This is a genomic window from Trichocoleus sp. FACHB-46, assembly GCF_014695385.1.
Classification (GTDB): domain Bacteria; phylum Cyanobacteriota; class Cyanobacteriia; order FACHB-46; family FACHB-46; genus Trichocoleus.
On record NZ_JACJOD010000034.1, the window covers coordinates 71,560 to 91,521 of the forward strand.

Genomic DNA, 19,962 nt, shown 5'->3' on the forward strand with positions numbered 1-19,962 from the left:
TTGCTACAAATTTGTAGATTTCATCAGAGATTTATCAAAAATCACCCGTTTATATTTGCCACTTTACGGAACAATTCGCTAGCATTTGTATCGTTATGTATGGGAATGTTAAGAGCGTCTGTTACCCGCGATCGCGCAAAGCATTGCTGAGAGCATCGCCGCCATTCCTAACTCTCTCTTACTTGGAACGCATGTTATGGCGTCAACAAATCAAGTTAGTTTCGACCTGTTCCATGCAGCAGTGGCTCCCACCAAAAGCCCATCTACGTTTAAGGCTCAGTTTGATGCTCTCAAGCCTTTACGGCAGTGGCTGGATGGCATCGAAATCAAGACTCCTGAGTTAGCTCATTTTCTCGCTAAGACAATTCCTGCTCAATGCCCTTTTGAAAGAGACATTACTCTCTTTGGCCGCAAGGTGGCTCACATTCCGCCACTGTGCAAACTCAATCCTCTATACGAGGAATTGGTGGGCCTCCGATTTCGTGCCCTCTGCTACTTAGTAGACGAGTGTGGTCAGGACATTCAAGCCTATTCTTAGACCCTATTGCTAAATAGGGTTTTGATTAGCTTTGCTCTAGGAGTTTTAATTAGTTTTCAACGCATCTGCTTGATTCTGCGCTGTGATCACAGCTTGCGGCGGCACCTGGGTTCCGTCCCGTAGCGTCACTCCCACTACAATGGCTCCCGTGCCGATCGTGACGTTGTTACCGACTTGAGAGCGAAACAAGATTGCGTCGTCGGCGATCGCCAGGTTATCGCCAACTTCTAGAGGGCCGTGGAAGACAACGTTGTCGTCTGTATTTAAGTTTCTGCCAATTCGGATACTGGTGCTTTTGAGGGCATGAAAGGTAACTCGGTCCTCGATCGCGGCATTCTCGCCAATGATGATTGGTGAACCTTCGTCGGCTCGAATCGAGGTACGCTGGCCCACCACACTATTACGACCCAAACGCACGTCACCTACTATCCGCACAAATTGGTCGATTTGGACGTTCTGGCCTAATGTGGGTCGTACGGGTTGCTGATTCCAGGAGGTTTTTGGCGCGGCGCTAATGCCCGTGACGGCATCGAATCCTTGCGCTCGATAGAGTTCGCCGTAGTGCTCCGCAAACTCCTCGTTTACTTCTAAAACTTCTTTTTGAAACTCTGCGTTGTCTGCTGTTTTTAGCGGTAAAGCATCTGCTTGAGCTTGCGTGGTAACGACTGCACCAATGGGTACCAGGCGGTTTTTGCCAATTCGCACGTTGGCAAGCTTGGCCCCATGCAGCACAAAGGCTCCATCTTCTAGAACGGTGTTTTTCAACTGAGCATGGAAACCGACGAAGGTGAAGTTACCAATTTTGGAATTCTCAATACTGGCTTGGTGAGCAATGCTGACTTGGTTTCCAGCGCTACTCGATCTACGGCCACAGGCACTAGTGGGAGCAGGAATGCGGCGACGGGCGATGAAGAGGATATTGTCTTGGAGATTCGTTTCATTGCCAATGCAGATGTGCGTATCAGGATCGGCCCTTAAAACGGTGTTGCCAGCCACAAACACCCGCTTGCCCACAGCAACATTGCCAAATAGCTCCACTAAGGGGCTGATAAAGCTGGAATTGACCACCACTGGGGTGGGACGAAACAAGCTGGTTAAGGAACTTGGCGTTGCAGCCAAGGTAACAGCCGCAACCAACACAATGCCCAAAATAAAGCCAACGCTTAGAAAACTCTGTGGTAGCTTTTTTAAGCGTTGATTGATAGAAACAAATTTCACAGCGCAACCAATAAACGAGATACTAGCTATTTCTAGCTGACAGCTTAACTCTCAGGTTGGTTTCCTGCTGATTTAGTTTGCCGCAGCTAGTAATTGCGACTCAATCTTGGCAGCATCGATCGCACGACCAATAAATACCAGGCGCGTCTCTGGAGTCTCATCGGCTTGCCAGGGGCGATCGTAAAAGCGCTCAAAGCGTTTACCCACACCTTGCAGCACCAACCGCATTGGCTTGTTGGGTACTGCCACAAATCCCTTAATTCGATAAATTTCTTGCTCTTGCACCAGAGCTTCTAGTTGGCGTTGTAGTTGGTCTGGGTCAAAGCTTTGGTGTAGAACAACGTGAGTTGAGCTGATATCGTCATCATGGTCATGCTCTTCCTCGGTGTCGTGGTGACTGGGGCGCTCCTCCAGGTTGTCTTCCACCGCTGCTTGGAAGCCTAGTAACACATCTGGACTGAGTTGCCCGCGATCGCTCGCCACAATCTTCACCGCTCTGGGCAATTCTTGCTGAATCAGTTCTAGGGCTTGAGTTTGGGCCTCAGCATCGACTAAATCCGTTTTGTTCAGCACCACCAGATCAGCACAGGCGAGTTGATCTTCAAACAACTCTTGCAACGGTGTTTCATGATCCAGATTGGGGTCAGCTTGCCGCTGTGCTTCTAGGGCTTGCAAGTCACTCGCCAGCGTTCCCTGAGTCACTGCTTCACAATCCACCACCGTCACCACACCATCCACCGTCGCAGCATTGCGGATTTCGGGCCAGCGAAACGCTTGAATCAGTGGCTTAGGCAGCGCTAAACCAGAGGTTTCAATCAAAATACAATCCAGCTCATCTCGCCGTTTGATTAGCTCCAGCATCGTCGGCAAAAACTCTTCCTGCACCGTGCAGCAGAGACAGCCATTCGTCAGCTCCACAATATTAAGGGCGTTGACCGCACTCACTGGCTGTTCCTCACCCGACTCATCTGGACACACTTGGCAAGAGCGTAGCAAATCGCCATCAATGCCCAACTCGCCAAACTCATTTACCAACACCGCAATTCGCCGACCTTGGTTGTTTTGCAACACATGGCGAATCAGGGTCGTTTTACCACTGCCAAGGAAGCCAGTAATGACAGTAACAGGAATTTTTGCAGCCATGCCTAAACTCAAAAAGGGCTTGAAAACGGTTCAAAGAGACTCGAAAAAGGGAGGCTCGAAAAGGGCGATCGCTTACCAAATACCGCTTGCTCAGGTTATCACTGCAAGCAGGATGCCTTCAAGCTAATAATCCTGCAAGCTCAGTGACTGCTTTACAACCACCAAGCCTCCAGGATTACAAGTTTGCTCACCAGGGAGACTAAATTTTAGATAGAGGATCGTTCCTCAAACTTAGCTAACTTTCTAGCTTAGCCAGCTTATTCAGCAGTCGCCATTTCGGTGCTGCCACGACCGCGACGACGAGTCAGCGTGTTAAACAGCATCACACCGATCGCCTTGATCAGATTACCTTCTAGCTCATTGAACAACTTCATGTTCATGCCGAAAGCTGCATTGGCTTCCTCAACAATCCGATCCGCAGTCGCCTCATCCACAGGCAACTCATTCATCGCTTGACGGTAGGTGTTTTTGAACGCCTTCTCGTCCGCAATATCTTCGAATTCGTAGAATGCCGTACCATTGCTCTCAAGATTCATGGCACGCTGAGCAATGCCCTTGAGGATCTGACCACCCGAGAGATCACCGAGGTAACGGGTGTAAGAATGGGCTGCTAGCAACTCAGGCTCAGTAGCCGCAATCTCGTGAATTCGTTGCACATAAGCTTGAGCCGCAGCCGAAGGAGCCACTTCCTCACGCCAGTTAGGACCGTAGTAGTAGTAAAGATCCTTCTCTAGACTGACCTTGCGATTCAGTTGAGGAAAGTAAAATTTCGAAACAATAGGGTGGTGCTGGAGCCGATCCATCTCTTCTTCGATCGCAGAATAAACGAAGTAGAGGTTAGCGACTAGCTTCCGGTAAGAGTTTTTCTCAACCACTCCCTTCAAAAAGCACTTCACAAAGCCGACATTCTCGGCCATAGTATGGGCTTTTTTAGTACCCTCACGGAGTTTTGTTGCTAAATTACCGTTGCCCTCTAAATTGGTAGCGACAGTACTGGTCATACTAAATGTCCTGCTAAACTTCCCAACACTAAAGTTGCTTGCTGGAATGGCAATCCTTACGAAAAACTAAAAAGCCACCTAAATCGTTACAGTAAAACGATTTGATGAGAATTTGTGTTAAATATTCTGAAGCTCTATTGAGCCAGAAGCACCAAAAGCCACAGCAAGCCAACATTCACCCGAATTCAACCCATTACATCACAGGTTTTACTTACATTTATTAATAAATGTAAGCAGCCTGAACCATTGCTACATATCCTTTCAGGCAGAACGGCAGGGAAGTAGAAGGGATGAAATAGGAAAAATGAAGGATGAAAAGGGAAGAGATAGAAGCCAAAAATTAGCAGCCAGAATCCAAAGACCCGAAACACTTATATTCAAGTTCGTTTGGAAGGGGTCCGGGAGACGCAACCGTCCCTCAGCGGGGGTCTGGGGGCAGGTGCCCCCAAGCTCTTGGTTCTGTTCTAACCAAACAACAAAGCCACAGGAAAATGCTGTAAAGCCTCCCCAACCAGTATCCTTCCCTCAGCTTGCAGGGATTGTGCCGTAATTGCATTGTGCCAAGAAGTAGGAGCCCCTTGAGGCAGCTCAATGGCCGTGTCCTCCCATACTTGTTGAGTCAGAGGATACTCCCCAGGTTGAATCACATTCGTGAGGAACCGAGGCGCGATCGCGATCGCTGTTTCATTTCCCTGCCTTCTCGCAAAAGCAATGATATGGTCTTGCAACTTACCAGTCACTTGGAGTGGCAAATAATCACCATCCTGGAACAGCTCGCTATGTTTAGCTCTAGCTTGCAGCCCTTGGAAAGTCAAAAACAGCTTAATTCTGCCATCTTCCTTCGTCTCTAATAGTTCAGTAATCAGCTCTGGAATATTGTTCGCGATCTTCTGTTTCAGATCATCTAAACAAGCCTGACGCTGCTCAAAATCTACAGGCCGACGGTTATCAGGGTCCACCAAACTCAATTCCCAAAACTCAGTGCCTTGGTATATGTCAGGGATACCAGGAGAAGTCAGCTTCAGTAGCGTTTGTGATAGAGAGTTAAACATGCCATAGTAGGCCACTCGCTCTTGGAAAGGACGCAACTCCTTCAGGAACGGGTTATCTCCACCGGGTTGCAAGACTGATTCCACAAACTGAGCAAAGGCGTTTTCGTAGGCTGCATCCGGTCTGAGCCAAGCCGTATGTACCTTCGCCTCCCGTACGCCCTTAATCACATAATCCTTAACTCGCCCGACGAACTGCTCAAATTCACCATCCTGGAAAGGAAACGCCCCAACCACGGTTTGGTAAAAGAAGTATTCATCATTCTCATCAGGCATGATTTCGCGCTGCCGACGCACCTTCTGAGAGCGATTAATTTGGCTCCAAGTGCTGACTTGTTTCTCCCACTCATCTGGGATTTCGGAGAGGACATTGAGCCGAGCCCGGACATCTTCCCCACGCTTGGTGTCATGAGTCGCAGTGGCGCTCATAGCGTAAGGCCAATCGGTCTGCCGTTTGTGATTGAACTCATGGAAAGCATCAAGAGATAACCCAAAGTGGCTAGGGTCACCGCCGACTTCATTGAGGGATAGCAGGCGGTTGTAAACATAGAGGGTAGTGTCCTCGACCCCCTTAGCCATCAGAGGCCCGGTGTACTGCTGCAATCGCATGACGAAGTAGAGCCAGTAGTCTCTCTCGGCTTGAGTGAGAGAGTCTTCATATTCTAGGAGCAACAGTTTTTCGATGAAGTTCAGCTCATTTTGGAGCAGAGGCACCCGTTCCTTGGCGCTATCAATTACCTCTGTGATGTAGGCGCGATCGCGCTCAGGTAAGCCTTCCTGCGTGATGTAGGTGCGGTAAATCGGGAAGATGGTCAACACTTCCGCCAACGCCCGCTTCAAACCATTGATCGTAAAATCGTTGCCGTAGCGATACTTACTAGATATGTTTTTGAGCAAATAAGTTAGGTTCTCAATATCCCCAGCTAAATTCTTCTCCAGAATTAGCCGTTTATTTTGATTTACCAACTCACCATAGCTCGCTCTAGTACGAGTTAGTTTCGTATAGATCTCATCAAATCGCTGCTCATTATCAACCCGACAGAAAATGCCATTAACATAGTTCAAGTAGTCATAACCAGAAGTACCCTCAATCGGCCAATTGCTGGGTAAATCTTCTCCTGCTTCCAGGATTTTTTCCACAGTGATATAAGTATCACCTGTTTTTTCGCGCAGACGCTCTAAATACTGGATTGGGTTATAGAGACCATCAATATGGTCAATTCTTAATCCAGTAAATTTACCCGATTCTACTAACTTGAAAATAAGGTTATGAGTATTGTTAAAAACCTTCAGTTCTTCGACTTTAACGGAAATTAATTCATTGACGGTAAAGAAGCGACGGTAATTAATTTCTTCCGCCCCTACTTTCCAGAAAGAAAGCCGAAAGAACTGGTCAGACAGCAAACTATCTAGTAGGTTAAAGCTCTCTGAATTGCCTGCTTCTCCATTAAAGGTCTGAATATTTTGTTCAATAAAAGCTTTGACTTCTTCATTACTGGTGTATAACTCCCAAAGTAATCCTTTGACAAAAGCAATTTGGTCTTGTCGCTGCTTTCCAGTCACTTCTGAAGGAACGCTCTTGACCAAGTAAAGAATGCCAAGCAATTTAACGAAATCAGGATTATGCCTACCTAAAGTTCTAGCTAATTGTCCTAAATTTTGAGTCAGGAATTGTGCATAAGACTCTAATTTAAGCGGTAGCTTCAGGCTGTAATAATTAACACTCAGTCCTGTTTCATCGTAGTCAAGTTGAATCTGCCCGTTCTCTAAGCAACGTCCATAAAAATCACCTAACAAAGGTGCAAGAATCCGATCCTCACTATTGGCAAAGGGAGCATTCCAAGCGATATCAAAATACTCGACATAGTCAGAACTAGGACCATTTTCCAGCACGTCCGTCAGGTACTGGTTTTCGCTGTCATAGGCCATGTGGTTGGGCACAATGTCTTGCAACCAACCCATCTGATGAGATTGCAATTCCTGCACCAGAGATTCAAAAGCATCAGGGGTTCCTAGCTCTGGATTCAGTTGGCTGGGATCAACCACATCATAGCCGTGAGTACTACCAGCCCTCGCCTTGAAAATAGGAGAAGCATACAGGTCAGAAATACCCAAGTGAGCGAGGTAGGAAGCAATCTTTTGAGCATCCTCAAAACCGAAGGCGGAGTTGAACTGGATGCGATATGTAGCGCGAGGAATCCTCATAGGAAAGTTTTGGCTCCTGAGTCAGGGGGAATGAGGGAGAAGTGGGAGAGAAGTGAAGGAGGAGGGATGAAGGATAACAATGCAAAAGCAGGAGAGGCAGTTACATCAAGCGATCGCTTGGTAAACCACACAATTCCACGGTTGCAATGTCACGGATTGCTGAGATGCTAAAGCATCGGAGGCAGAGGCAGCAGAGCCTTGCCATTTTGAATCGGCTGAGTCGAGGATTTTGTGCCACTCAGCAGTTGGGATCTCTGGTTGGCAAGTAATAGGCTGGTCGCTGAAATTCATTAAAGTTGCAATTTGCTCAGTTTCGCTCCAGCGCCGTAGCACGACCAAGGTTTCAGTACTGGTAGCACTGAGGCGATCGCGGCTGAGCTGAGTCAGGGCAGGAATGGTTTTCCGCAGTTGGATCAAATGTTTGTACCAATCCAACATGGTTTTGTTTTTGCCTTCGTGGCGCTTTTCCCAGTTCAGCTTGCACTTGTTAAAAGTTTCCGGAGCTTCTGGGTCGTCGGGTTCGCCTTCGCAGTGGAAAGCGGCAAATTCCTGCTTACGGCCTTCCCGTACCGCTTTGATCAAATCAGGATCGGAGTGGCTGACGAAGTAAACAAAAGGCGCTGGTTCGTCATATTCCTCGCCCATAAACAGCAACGGAATGTAAGGAGATAGTAGAACCGCAGCTGCCGTCAGTTTAGCCGCTTCGTAGGGGATCATATGGGAGAGCCGCTCACCCAACATGCGGTTGCCAATCTGGTCGTGGTTTTGGCTGCAAATCACGAACTGGGAGCAGGGGCGATCGGTGACGACATTGCCATGAAAGCGGTGGCGATGGGGTGAGTACTTCCAGTCGTAGACAAAGGTATCACTATAAGCTTTGGCCAGTTGCTCACATTCACCATAGTCTTGGTAATAGCCTTGGCGATCGTTGCTCACTAGGGCATGGAGAGCATGGTGAAAGTCATCACTCCACTGAGCATCCAGACCATATCCTCCCTGCTCCACCGAACGAATCACCCGGGGATCGTTAAGGTCACTTTCGGCAATCAGATATAGCTCGCGACCCACTTGCTCGGATAGAGTTGCCACATTCTCGCCTAGTTCTTGGAGAAAATGCTTGGCACCAAGATCGTAGATGGCATGGACAGCATCCAGGCGCAGGGCATCAATGTGATAGTCTCGCAGCCAATATAGGGTGTTTTCAATGAAATAATTGCGAACTCCAGGGCTATAAGCGTCATCGAAATTAATAGCGCTACCCCAGGGGGTCCGGTAGGTATTTGTAAAGTAAGGACCAAAGTGGCTGAGATAGTTACCTTCTGGGCCAAAGTGGTTGTAAACCACGTCCAGCACGACAGCTATTCCTTGCTGATGGCAGGCATCGACTAGTTTTTTTAAGCCTTCTGGTCCACCGTAAGAGTCTTGGACGGCAAAAGGATAAACTCCGTCGTACCCCCAGTTGCGATCGCCTGGGAACTGTGCCACTGGCATGATTTCGATCGCGTTGATCCCCAGATCTTTCAAATCGGGCAATCGGGAGATGGCAGCTTCAAACGTACCTTCCTGGGTAAAGGTGCCGACATGCAATTCGTAGAGGATCATTGCCTCTAGAGGAACACCGCTCCAGTTGCGATCGCTCCAATTAAACTGGGGATCAACAACTTGCGAAGGACCATGTACACCTTGCGGTTGTAAATTTGAAGCAGGATCAGGGCGAGTTTCGCCGTCATTTAATTGGTACTGATAAAGAGTGCCTGGTTGCACGTCAGAGACTGCTACACGCCAATACCCACTCTCCTGTTGCTCCATCGCAATTTGCTGTTGTTTAGGAGCCAGTAGTTGCAAGGAGACGGTAGCGGCAGTAGGTGCCCACAAGATAAATTCACATTGACCATTTCCTAAATATTGCGCCCCAAGTCTCACCCTAAATGTCCTCCCTGAAAACGTAAAAAACTAGCGCACTGCTGATTAGAGCTGTGCGATCGCAGATGAATAAAAACATTAATAAAGCCGGTTCAACTAGGAATTGTGCTGGGAGGGAAACTATTGAGGCTAGTGCCGAAAGAGAGATCTTCTAGTTGTGATGCTTGCCACTTTGGAGACGAGAACCAAAAGCTTGGATGCACCTGCCCCAAACCCCAGCTAAAGCATGGTTGCATCCCCCAGACCCCTGCAAAAGCTTTTTAGGAGACAATTGAAGCCAGCGATCGCACCATATTTGCTCATATCCGCTCATATTCGCATGGAAAATTTGATCTCTCGTATGCAGGCAGTCCAGTCTCCCATCATTCCAATTGTGGGGGAACTGATTCGTCAATATCCTGGCACGATTTCCTTAGGGCAAGGAGTGGTTTACTATGGGCCTCCGCCGGAAGCGATCGCGCAGATACCTCAGTTTCTATCTGACCCGACGAATCATTTATATAAAGCAAACGAGGGAATTCCACCCTTATTAGAGGCGATCGCGGCTAAGCTTCGCACCTTTAATCGCATTGAGATCAACGAGCAAAACGCTGTGGTAGTGACAGCGGGCAGCAATATGGCCTTTATGCACGCCCTTCTCGCCATTACTTCCGTAGGCGATGAAGTTATTTTGCAAACGCCCTACTACTTCAACCACGACATGGCGATTACGATCGCTGGGTGCCGCCCTGTCTTTGTACCCACCGATGAGAATTACCAATTGCGTCCAGAAGCGATCGCTCAAGCGATTACAGAACGCACTCGTGCAGTCGTCACCATTTCTCCTAACAATCCCACGGGTGTCGTGTACCCCAAAGCGGCTTTACAAGCAGTGAATCAGCTCTGTCGCGATCGCGGTATTTATCACATCAGCGACGAAGCTTACGAATACTTCACCTACAACGGTGTGCCGCACATCTCTCCAGGTTCCTTTGCAGGCAGCGATCCCCACACTATTTCTCTCTTCAGCCTTTCTAAGGCTTATGGCTTTGCCAGTTGGCGCATCGGCTACATGGTGATTCCAGCATCACTTTCCGTAGCTGTAAAAAAGGTGCAGGACACCATTCTGATTTGTCCCCCCGTCATCTCCCAGTACGCTGCTGTCGGAGCCTTACAGACAGGAATTGCTTACTGCCAAGAGCATTTGCACGCGATCGCCGAAGTCCGCCGCTTAGTTCTCAGCGAACTCCAGCGTTTAGATAACCTGTGCACAGTTGCACCGACAGAAGGAGCTTTCTACTGCTTCCTCAAAGTTCATACAGACCTACCAGCATTGCAATTAATCGAACGCCTCATTCGCGAACATCGAGTCGCCGTCCTACCAGGAGACACCTTCGGCATGACAGAGGGATGTTACCTCCGCATAGGTTATGGAGCCTTGCAAAAAGAGACAGCCACCGCAGGGATCGAGCGGCTAGTAAAGGGTCTACAAAGCATTTTGTCCTAAGCTGCCTCTATAGCTACCTCTATAAATGTCTCAACACCTAAACCAAAACTGAGCAACCCAAGGTTACCGCTGGAGGAGGTCTGGAGGACGCAAATCCTTCAGCGAGGGTTTGGGGGCGAGTGCCCCCAAGAGTCTTCCACAAAACAGTTAAACCAAACTAGAAAAATGCCAATCGTCCACAAACTAATCGAAATAAAAACCAGCCAAGGCATCAATATCCACGACATTACCCCACAAATCGAAGCAGTACTCGCTACAACTTCCATTCAAAATGGGCAGGTACTTGTGTTCTCCCGCCACACCACCACCGCTTTAGCCATCAACGAACACGAAGAACGACTCCTGCAAGACATCAAAAAATATCTTGAAAAACTAGCACCCGAAAGCGATCGCTACTTACATAATGATCTGCACCTCAGACCCAACATTCCTGAAGACGAACCCATGAACGCTCACTCCCACCTCATGGCTATAACCTTAAGCACGAGTGAAGTGATTCCAGTGGTCAACGGCAAACTAGCTTTAGGAACTTACCAATCAATACTATTGTTCGAGTTAGACGGTCCTCGCGATCGCACAGTCTTATGTCAAATCTCTGGCGAAGCCTAAATATTCTTCAATCCACTCTATGTATGGGTAGAGCTTAAAAAATTTAAGACTATTACTCAAGCATGAAGGGGTTTCCCTCTTCCGGTAGTGCCTCCAACCCTGGGTAACTCGCTAATCTATATACATTAAAGAACGCGCATCGCGAAATTTAGAACACTTTGTGCGGTTGTTGAATATTTAGTTTATTGATTTTGAGGAAATAACAATGAATATTTTGGCTTGGATCGTATTAGGTTTGATTGCAGGTGCTATCGCAAAAGCTATTTACCCTGGTCGTCAAGGTGGCGGTATTCTTGGCACCATGCTGTTAGGAATTATCGGTGCTTTTCTGGGTGGAACCCTCTACAGCTTCTTGACCACAGGCACGTTAGCCTTGGGTGCGGCTGGCCTAAGCATTGGTGGTATCCTCGTTTCCGTCTTGGGTGCAATCGTCGCTCTGTTCATCTACTACGCTGTTACCAGCCGTCGTAGTGTTCACTAAGCTGTAAAGCTTCAAACGAAATAATTTCTTTCAACCCTTTCTAAGCAAAAAGCCTCTGTTAAACCCAGAGGCTTTTTGTTGTCTAGAGGCTTATAAGAAATGTAGCTTCTATCGACTTAAAGCACGGTAGAAGCTACAAGAGAATGAACATTAATAGCTTGGAACCTTTAGGTTCTTTTACAAGTTAGACCATTTGAGTCAGACTGTTCGTCTGTCGTTGGTTAAGTCAATCCCTCTAACTAATGATTAGGGGTAAGCCAATGAGTTGCCTCTCCGCCTCTGCCAAAAGATAACCAATACTTACCTAAATATCTAAGTCGATCAGGTTGAGCTTTGGCCCATAGGTCTCGATAAATTCCCGACGAGGTGCCACGCGATCGCCCATTAGAACCGTAAATATCCGGTCAGCTTCAGCCGCATCTTCGATCTCCACCCGCTTCAAGGTACGGCTTTCTGGGTTCATGGTGGTTTCCCAAAGCTGGGTCGGCATCATTTCGCCTAAACCCTTAAACCGCTGGATCGTGTAATTAGCATTCGCGGGAAACTCATGCTGTACTAGGTTAGTCATCTCGCGATCGCTATAGCAGTAGTAGTGGCTGCGGCCCCGTTCCACTTTGTAGAGGGGAGGGCAAGCAATATAGATGAACCCTTGCTCCACGAGCGATCGCTGATAGCGGTAGAAGAAGGTGAGCAACAGCGTCCGGATGTGTGCACCATCTACGTCCGCGTCCGTCATAATCACGATGCGGTGGTAGCGCAGTTGAGAAGAATCAAATTCTTCGCCCTTAATTCCCAGACCCAGCGCCGTAATTAATGCCTGAATCTCAGTGTTCTTGTAGATCTTGGCATCATCGGTTTTCTCAATGTTGAGGATCTTGCCTCGCAACGGCAGAATCGCTTGGAAACGGCGATCGCGTCCCTGCTTAGCAGAACCACCCGCAGAGTCCCCTTCCACAATAAAGATTTCCGATTCGCTAGGGTCACGCGAACTGCAATCTGCTAGCTTACCGGGCAGCGTCGAGGACTCCAGCACCGACTTCCGCCGCACGAGTTCCCTAGCCCGACGAGCCGCTTCCGCAGCGTTGAATGCCTGAATCGCCTTCTCTAAAATGCTGTCCGTGACCCCCGGACGAAACTCTAGATACTCAGTCAGAACTTCTCCGACCAGAGAGTCCACAATTCCTCGGACCTCAGTATTACCCAACTTAGTTTTGGTTTGGCCTTCAAACTCTGGATCTGGCACCTTAACAGAGATTACAGCCGTCAAACCTTCCCGGATGTTCTCACCTGCCAAGTTAGGATCATTGTCCTTCAGCTTGTTACGCTTACGCGCCAAGTTGTTTAGCGTGCGAGTCAGCACCGCCTTGAGACCTTCGAGGTGAGTTCCCCCGTCGATGGTGCGGATATTGTTCGCAAAGCCTAGCAAACTGTCGGTATAAGCATCGGTACACCATTGCAGAGAAACCTCTACCTGCACATTGTTGCGCTCGCCTTGCACGTAGATAATCTCTTCATGCAGCGGTTGCTTGTCCCGGTTCATGTAGCTGATGTATTCCCGGATGCCGCCTTCATAGAAGTAGGTTTCAGAGCGAGGCTCGTCGCCTTTAACTAGTTCTAAGCGATAGTCCGTGAACGTAATTTCTACGCCTGCATTCAGGTAGGCCAGTTCCCGAAGCCGACCGGAGAGCGTCATGTAGTCAAACTCAATGCCAGTCGTAAAGATGGTTTCATCTGGCCTAAAGCTAACCATTGTTCCGGTACGAGCTTCAGATGTAGGCTTGACAGTCAATTCTGTCATTGCCACGCCACGTTCAAAGCGCTGGGTGTGAACCTTTTTGTCTCGCCGAACTACCACCTCTACCCACTCTGACAGAGCATTCACAACTGAAATGCCCACTCCATGTAAACCGCCAGAGACCTTATAGCCACCACCACCAAACTTACCGCCTGCGTGCAGCACGGTCATGACCGTCTCTAAAGCCGACTTGCCCGTACGGGGGTGAACGTCGGTCGGAATGCCTCGGCCATCGTCTTCTACAGTGACTGAGCCGTCAGCATTAATATCAATCCGGATGTGCTTACAGTAACCTGCCAGCGCTTCATCAACAGAATTATCAACGACCTCGTAAACTAAATGATGGAGTCCTCGCGGTCCCGTACTGCCGATATACATACCCGGTCGTTTACGGACTGGCTCAAGACCCTCAAGGACTTGAATCTGATCGGCACCGTAATTGCTTGTCATGAATGAAGCGCTCCAATAATTAGGTCTGAAGCTCGATCAAGCCTCAAGACACCAAAATCTATCAAAATTATAGCACAAAAGGGTTATAAGCGATTTTAGAGGCGTTTCCAGCGAGCTTTATGGTAGGGATGGATCAAAAGGCGATACAGGCACCTAGTTTAGTTGTGATTTGTGGCCCTACTGCCTCAGGTAAATCGGGGCTGGCGATCGCCCTAGCCCAACGCCTAGAATCCGCAGCCATCCTCAGTGCTGACTCCCGCCAAGTCTACCGGGAATTCGACATTGGCACCGCCAAACCCACCATAGCTGAGCAACAACAAATTCCCCACTATTTAATAGACATTTGTGCCCCAACTGAAACCTTAACCCTGGCAGACTACCAGGAACAGGCCCAGGGCTTGATTGCTCAGTTTCACAGATCTCTTCCTATCCCTTTTCTTGTCGGTGGCACCGGACTCTACATTCGCTCGGTGGTGCAAGGGTTAATTATTCCTCGCGTACCGCCGCAACCAGAATTGCGATTGCAGCTTCAAGCGTTGGGTCAGCGCCAGATCTACAGCTTCTTACAGCAAGTTGATCCTGCTTCAGCAGCCCGAATTCACGCCAATGACCAAGTGCGGACTTTGCGGGCGCTAGAAGTGTTCTACACCACAGGCCGACCCATATCCGCCCAACAGGGTGAAAATCCGCCCAGTTATCCGATCTTGCAGATTGGGCTAGATGCCGAGGGCGATCGCCTGACTCGACGGATTGAGCAGCGTACTGATCAAATGCTCGCCGCTGGCTTTGTTGATGAGGTGGCAACCTTGTGCAATAAATACGGCCCTGACCTACCTTTGCTCAATACTCTGGGCTACCAAGAGATCAAGCAGTATTTGGCAGGAGATATCTCACTTTCAGCAGCGCGAGATTTAACGGTGTTGCATACTCGACAGTTTGCCAAGCGCCAACGCACTTGGTTTCACGCTGACCCCGCCATTACCTGGTTCGATTCTGATGCCCCTGATTTAGTAGAACAGGTTTGGCAACAATTGCAGCAATTCTGGGAGAGATCAGAAACCGCGATCGCTGCTCCATAGCCTTGTCAGCCCAGCCAAAACTATCAGCTCTACAGTTCAATTGTACTAAATACTCTCAACTTAAGCCAAGCCAAAACGTAGCGTGTGTTAGGCGCAGCCGTAACGCATGAGTTGCAAAGATTTGGTGCGTGACTCAAGGCTCACACATCCTACGCCTCTTATGTCTGGAATTTTGAGGTGGCGATCGCACCTGAAAGATGGGCACATTACAAGCAGTTATATATTTGCTGTTAATTAATGAAACCCGTTTTGCGTAAAGGTCAGTTAGTGACATGGAAGGATGATCGTGGCTTTGGCTTCATCCAAGCAAGTGATAGTGACAAGCAGGTTTTCCTACATATCACTGCCTTGAAAGACCCCAGCCACCGACCTCAAGTAGGGGATGTCATTTACTATCAGCTCAGCGTTGAGCAAAACGGAAAAGCCCGTGCTTCACATGCTTCTATTCAAGGAGTAGCGCCCAAGCAATCACCCCCTTCCTCAGTTTCTACGACAAAGGTAAAGACGACACCAAAGCTAACTCGCTGGTCTTCGTCCCTGGCCTTACAGATGTTCCTGTTATCTTTGCTACCTGGACTGGGATCGATTCACTTCATGCTGAAAACCGCTAACCCAATCCCGCTAATTCTTTACCCACTCATGAGTGGAATTACCTTTGCTCTATATGCCGATGACAAATCTCGTGCCCAACAAGGGCGATGGCGAATACCGGAAAAGACTTTACACCTGTGTGAATTGATGGGCGGATGGTTGGGAGCATTCATTGCTCAGCGGAAGTTGCGTCACAAAAGTATTAAAGTTTCCTATCAATCTACCTTTTGTGCCATCACTGCGGTTCATCTATGTTTCTGGTTATACTGGTTTTTTGGTGAATCATTAGTCAATCTGTATTTAAGTAGTAGTTTCAGTAAATAGTTGATTCAAAAGCTACTTTAGAACGAGAGCGATCGCCTCACTACACCTCCTTGGCTAAAACTGCTCAGCGTTCTAATTCACTAAAGCCTTTCATTAGGAACATTAATCAGAGTTGGGGCAGAAACCAACTAAAATTAATTACCTATGATGGGAATCGAGCCGCCTTTATGAAGAAATTGATCAAAGGTCTGCGGGAGTTTCAGGCCGGATATTTCAGCCAACACCAAGACCTGTTTGAACAACTCGCGCATGGTCAGAAGCCGAGAGTGCTGTTTATCGCTTGCTCCGATTCCCGGATTGACCCCAACTTGATTACCCAAGCCCAGCTCGGGGAGCTGTTTGTTATCCGCAATGCAGGTAACTTAATTCCTCCCTTTGGGGCCGCGAATGGTGGAGAGGGCGCAGCCGTAGAATATGCAATTCACGCTTTGGGAATCGAGCAGGTCATTGTGTGTGGTCACTCGCACTGCGGAGCTATGAAAGGCTTACTCAAGCTCAGCAGCTTAGAAGAAGAGATGCCCCTGGTATACGAATGGCTCAAGCATGCCGAAGCCACTCGCCGTCTGCTCAGAGAGCATTACAGCGATCGCGAAGGGGAAGAACTTTTAGAATCGGCGATCGCGGAAAACGTGATTACTCAACTAGAAAACCTAAAAACCTATCCAGTAATCCACTCTAAACTCCACGAAGGCAAGCTGGCCCTCCACGGGTGGGTCTACAGCATCGAAACTGGAGAAGTCTTGTCTTACGATCCGGAGGAACACGAATTTCTGCCGCCTCACAGCAAAATCTCGTCGAGAACTTGGCCCAACTTTGCGGTTACCGAATCAAAGCCTGCGCCTCCAGAGCCCAAGCCTAGTCGTAATTTTCCAGAAGATGAATTGTCTGCTTATAGCTGGCTACCCCGCGAGCAAGCGCACCGGATTTATCGCGGCTCCTATTAATCGCTGATATTGAATCGCTGATTAATGGATTGCCTGCCAAAAGGTCATTAAATCGCGCTGCTCCCACAACATCAGCATCCCAGCGATCGCCATACTCGCCATCACTAATTGACGGAATTGGCGATCGCTGATTTTTTGGAGAATGTTTTGCCCAGCCCAAGTAGCCGGCTTATTTGAGTAGAGCTCCTACTGGTGGCGCTCGCCTCACCTTACTGGATGAGCTAGCCGCAGGAGGGCAATCGTTTTTTCGCTCAGTAAGCTAGAAGAAAGGTCAGATTGATCTTCCAAGCAACTAAAAGTCCCTGCGATCGCTTTTTTCAAGGGCTGAGAAAAAGCGATCGTTTTCTTATTGCTTTGAAGTGTGGCGATCGCTACTCGTTGAGAAAATCCAAGATACATTATTTCCAGTAAGAGCAATCAGAGAAGCGCCAACAGTCTACGACAAGAGTTTTCAACTACCAGAGCCACTACTTCAAGAAGTAAATGATTTATATCGATTTTTTGAAGGGGCAGTCCTGATAGTTTCGAGAGCAGCTTAGTGAAAGCAGGAAATTATCTAAGTCTGATTTCTCTAACTATTTGAGGAATTTAGAGAGTGAGCTCCTCTGTTTATTCTTCATAAGTTACAGAAAACAATAATTTCTCATGGAATTTGAGGTATAAACAAGTACTTCCGCATAAAAATAATCCTTGTTTTTGAGCCAGTCAAATATTTATGCGGGCACTTCCAATAAATGGTTGGACATGGTCATCCCACCAATAATCCCAATCCTGATGAGGTACTCGAATTGTTTTAGTCAAAGGCACTAACTGATTGTAGACATCAATTAGTTCCAAAAAAAGCTCAACATGTTCTTTTACTGTTTTATTTATTTCTGAAAATGAGAATAAGTTACTGAATCTAGGAGCATTAATTACTTGTTTCGTGGATGCTTGAATATTAATCATCAATTGAATAAACTCTGAGTTTATTATTTCCTCTATAAGTTGCACAATAAGTGGTTCCAAATGAGAGGAATATCGATCTGACATTTGACCCAAAGCTGTCTTTAACCCTAAGCAGCCTGAGCAGATATAAGACTCCCAATCCTGTCGATATGAGCTACCTCCATCTATAGCAATTTTAGAAATATCTAAAAATTTTATTTCAGAATAAAACGATTCATTAAAAAAAGATTTAACATTTTCATACTCATCATGCGGCTTAGCTTGCACAGAACCCTTAAGCATGTCAACAAGTAATTTAAGATGATTCAATATCTCACTTCTCAAAGAGTAGAAGGCGATTTCTTTGTGGCTTTTATTCGTGATATGAGGGATCATAAGATTTAAGGCATTTTTTATATCAGCAACAAGGCGATTTCTTGTATCAGCCTTATTTTCTGATTCTACCTTTAAATAATAAGTATATATTCTGCGACTGCGTAAATCAAAAGGCAGCTTTTCTATAGAGCAATGAGCAAGATTTAAAATGCAAATAACTCTATCCCAACCTAAGCAACTTGCCGCATAACCCAATTCTACTAAAACATTAGGGTTGGGGATAGCTCTAAGATCATTATGATCGCCAGTTAAAAAAGAAGTATTAATTGGTGTAATATCACAAACAAAAACATTGCTATTAGATATCTTTTGAAAGATGGAACTAGCAATATCTGGTGTTCCTGACAAGTCTTTTGTGTCTCTATCCACACGTACAATACTTAGCTCTTCTTGATTTATTGATTTAACGGACTTCATTAAAGCAGACTCTATAAATCCTCGATTAGTAGAATTTGGTAAATCCGATTGCCAGGAATAGAATATATTAATCATTATCCTTAAAGTAATTTAAAATTGAATTATCTTGAAATAAGTTACCTGTATTTCTAAATATTCGTTTAAGCCATTATATGTACCTATTAAGGCTAATTTATACAATTCAATCACTAAGTAGCTTAATCGGAAATCACTTCCAAGCTTACTTTCACTTGATGCTGGCAAGTTTTATTAAAAGCTTCTTCAATTTTGGGTAACCAGCGTTGATTCACCCGAAATAAGGCACTAGAGCTAATGCCAATTCTGGCTTGATGACCATCAAAAGATAAGAGGCGGCTCTGCTGACGTAGCAAAGATTGAGTACTAGGAGGCCGTAACTGGCCTAGAACTTTTTGCCAGAGTTGATTTAAATCTAAAGGTAGTTCTGCTGATGAGTGGGGAGGTAATACAGGAATCTGAGGCTCTTGTTGCTGAGCTTTTAGCTCTTGAATCGCTGCTTCTAAGCTGGTTAGTTGTTCCCAAGATAGAGGACACTGCCACGAACCAATTTGAATAGAGAGTGAAGAATTAGCGGATTCTGAGGTGTAATCCAATTGAGCTTTGGAAGAGTTGAACTGTAAAGATTGGGCTTGAATAAACTCGATAAAACTGCGTAGTCCCCCACTATACAGCAGGTCTTCTAAACCCAAAACTGCTTGTCCATCTTGTAATTGGATCATTCCAGTTGGCAGGAAACCCGCTAAAAACAAATGGTATTCGGGTTGGGCTTCGTTCACTTCTTCCCGAATCCAAATACAAACCACTACAGAGTTTTTTTCAACTTCGGCTTTACTAACCACCCACTGAATTTTGTTGGCTTTGGTGTGGCAAGCTTTGACCTGAATACTGATTGCTGGATTGGCGGCTAAACGCAAATATCCAATGGGAAATAAATCCCCCGTCAAATAACGGCTGAGATATTGATAACTGCGAATATAGGTAATAAATAGCTTCCATTGCCGAGCATCAAAAGCCTCACTCGTATCATTACCTGTGATATCGCGATAGCTACCTTTCGCAACTAAATTACTCAACTGTCTTTTAATGACAGATTCACCCAGCTTCCCTGTTAAATGCTTAATAAAAACATCATGTACCGGGGCGGTGTTTTTATAACGCTCAGCCAACAGCCAGGAGGCATCTCGGAGTTGCTTAAGCTTTTGACTACTGACAAACGCTAATTCACTAAACTGATTTTCGACCTCGCAAAATAGCAGATTTTCTGTCCCAGACTTGAACCGCTTAATAAAGTCAGCCTGTTGGGATCTCAGCAATGTTTTCCAATCCATGCTCAGGGGTCTCAGCGATCGCAAATCTAGACTGAAAACT

The 19,962-nt window shown here is 46.9% G+C and carries 16 protein-coding genes; 7 read left to right on the forward strand and 9 right to left on the reverse strand.

The features are described 5' to 3' along the window. Positions 1-196 precede the first annotated feature (196 nt). Complete coding sequence (locus H6F72_RS22205; RefSeq protein WP_190440946.1) at positions 197-538, forward strand: Mo-dependent nitrogenase C-terminal domain-containing protein; 342 nt, start codon at positions 197-199, stop codon at positions 536-538. Positions 539-583: 45 nt separating this feature from the next. Here H6F72_RS22205 and H6F72_RS22210 read toward each other — a convergent pair whose 3' ends face one another. The 5 genes from H6F72_RS22210 to treZ all read right to left on the reverse strand — a co-directional run bounded on the left by H6F72_RS22210 (position 584) and on the right by treZ (position 9,077). Continuing rightward, positions 584-1,756, reverse strand: a complete 1,173-nt coding sequence (locus H6F72_RS22210; protein ID WP_313930207.1) for a carbonate dehydratase — start codon at positions 1,754-1,756, stop codon at positions 584-586. Between the two features lie 72 nt (positions 1,757-1,828). Next, positions 1,829-2,899 carry a cobalamin biosynthesis protein CobW gene (cobW, locus tag H6F72_RS22215; RefSeq protein WP_190440948.1) on the reverse strand — a complete coding sequence of 357 codons (1,071 nt, stop codon included), beginning with the start codon at positions 2,897-2,899 and terminating at the stop codon, positions 1,829-1,831. A 257-nt stretch (positions 2,900-3,156) separates the two neighbouring features. Then, positions 3,157-3,900 (reverse strand): heme oxygenase (biliverdin-producing), encoded by a 744-nt coding sequence (locus tag H6F72_RS22220; protein WP_190440951.1) that lies wholly within the window; start codon positions 3,898-3,900, stop codon positions 3,157-3,159. Positions 3,901-4,364: 464 nt separating this feature from the next. Then, positions 4,365-7,154: a malto-oligosyltrehalose synthase gene (gene treY / locus H6F72_RS22225; RefSeq protein ID WP_190440954.1), complete on the reverse strand. Its 2,790-nt coding sequence runs from the start codon at positions 7,152-7,154 to the stop codon at positions 4,365-4,367. 105 nt (positions 7,155-7,259) lie between these two features. Further along, a complete protein-coding gene (treZ, locus tag H6F72_RS22230) occupies positions 7,260-9,077 on the reverse strand; it encodes a malto-oligosyltrehalose trehalohydrolase (RefSeq protein ID WP_190440958.1) in 1,818 nt (605 codons plus the stop codon). Positions 9,078-9,303: 226 nt separating this feature from the next. Between treZ and H6F72_RS22235 the strand changes: the two genes are divergently transcribed. The 3 genes from H6F72_RS22235 (at position 9,304) to H6F72_RS22245 (ending at position 11,653) form a co-directional block, all read left to right on the forward strand. Further along, complete coding sequence (locus H6F72_RS22235; protein WP_242017070.1) at positions 9,304-10,563, forward strand: pyridoxal phosphate-dependent aminotransferase; 1,260 nt, start codon at positions 9,304-9,306, stop codon at positions 10,561-10,563. Positions 10,564-10,728: 165 nt separating this feature from the next. Continuing rightward, positions 10,729-11,172 (forward strand): secondary thiamine-phosphate synthase enzyme YjbQ, encoded by a 444-nt coding sequence (locus H6F72_RS22240; protein ID WP_190440960.1) that lies wholly within the window; start codon positions 10,729-10,731, stop codon positions 11,170-11,172. 205 nt (positions 11,173-11,377) lie between these two features. Continuing rightward, positions 11,378-11,653 (forward strand): GlsB/YeaQ/YmgE family stress response membrane protein, encoded by a 276-nt coding sequence (locus tag H6F72_RS22245; protein WP_190440964.1) that lies wholly within the window; start codon positions 11,378-11,380, stop codon positions 11,651-11,653. Between the two features lie 304 nt (positions 11,654-11,957). Here H6F72_RS22245 and gyrB read toward each other — a convergent pair whose 3' ends face one another. After that, on the reverse strand, positions 11,958-13,898 hold the full coding sequence (gene gyrB / locus H6F72_RS22250) for a DNA topoisomerase (ATP-hydrolyzing) subunit B (RefSeq protein ID WP_190440966.1): 1,941 nt from the start codon (positions 13,896-13,898) through the stop codon (positions 11,958-11,960). 119 nt (positions 13,899-14,017) lie between these two features. On the opposite strand from gyrB, the gene miaA reads away from it, so the two are divergent. The 3 genes from miaA (at position 14,018) to H6F72_RS22265 (ending at position 16,836) form a co-directional block, all read left to right on the forward strand. Further along, positions 14,018-14,977, forward strand: a complete 960-nt coding sequence (gene miaA / locus H6F72_RS22255; RefSeq protein WP_199299231.1) for a tRNA (adenosine(37)-N6)-dimethylallyltransferase MiaA — start codon at positions 14,018-14,020, stop codon at positions 14,975-14,977. A gap of 267 nt (positions 14,978-15,244) precedes the next feature. Beyond that, the gene (locus tag H6F72_RS22260) at positions 15,245-15,892 is read left to right on the forward strand and encodes a DUF1294 domain-containing protein (RefSeq protein WP_370527552.1); all 648 of its coding nucleotides are present in this window, start codon (positions 15,245-15,247) and stop codon (positions 15,890-15,892) included. Positions 15,893-16,059: 167 nt separating this feature from the next. Then, on the forward strand, positions 16,060-16,836 hold the full coding sequence (locus H6F72_RS22265) for a carbonic anhydrase (RefSeq protein ID WP_190440972.1): 777 nt from the start codon (positions 16,060-16,062) through the stop codon (positions 16,834-16,836). A gap of 204 nt (positions 16,837-17,040) precedes the next feature. On the opposite strand, the gene H6F72_RS22270 is transcribed toward H6F72_RS22265, so the two are convergent. From H6F72_RS22270 to H6F72_RS22280, 3 genes are all read right to left on the reverse strand, one after another. Then, positions 17,041-17,235, reverse strand: coding sequence for a hypothetical protein (locus H6F72_RS22270; RefSeq protein WP_190440975.1), 195 nt, complete (start codon positions 17,233-17,235; stop codon positions 17,041-17,043). A gap of 306 nt (positions 17,236-17,541) precedes the next feature. Next, positions 17,542-18,651, reverse strand: coding sequence for a hypothetical protein (locus H6F72_RS22275; protein ID WP_190440978.1), 1,110 nt, complete (start codon positions 18,649-18,651; stop codon positions 17,542-17,544). Between the two features lie 122 nt (positions 18,652-18,773). Continuing rightward, the gene (locus tag H6F72_RS22280; protein WP_190440982.1) at positions 18,774-19,922 is read right to left on the reverse strand and encodes a hypothetical protein; all 1,149 of its coding nucleotides are present in this window, start codon (positions 19,920-19,922) and stop codon (positions 18,774-18,776) included. Positions 19,923-19,962 lie beyond the last annotated feature (40 nt).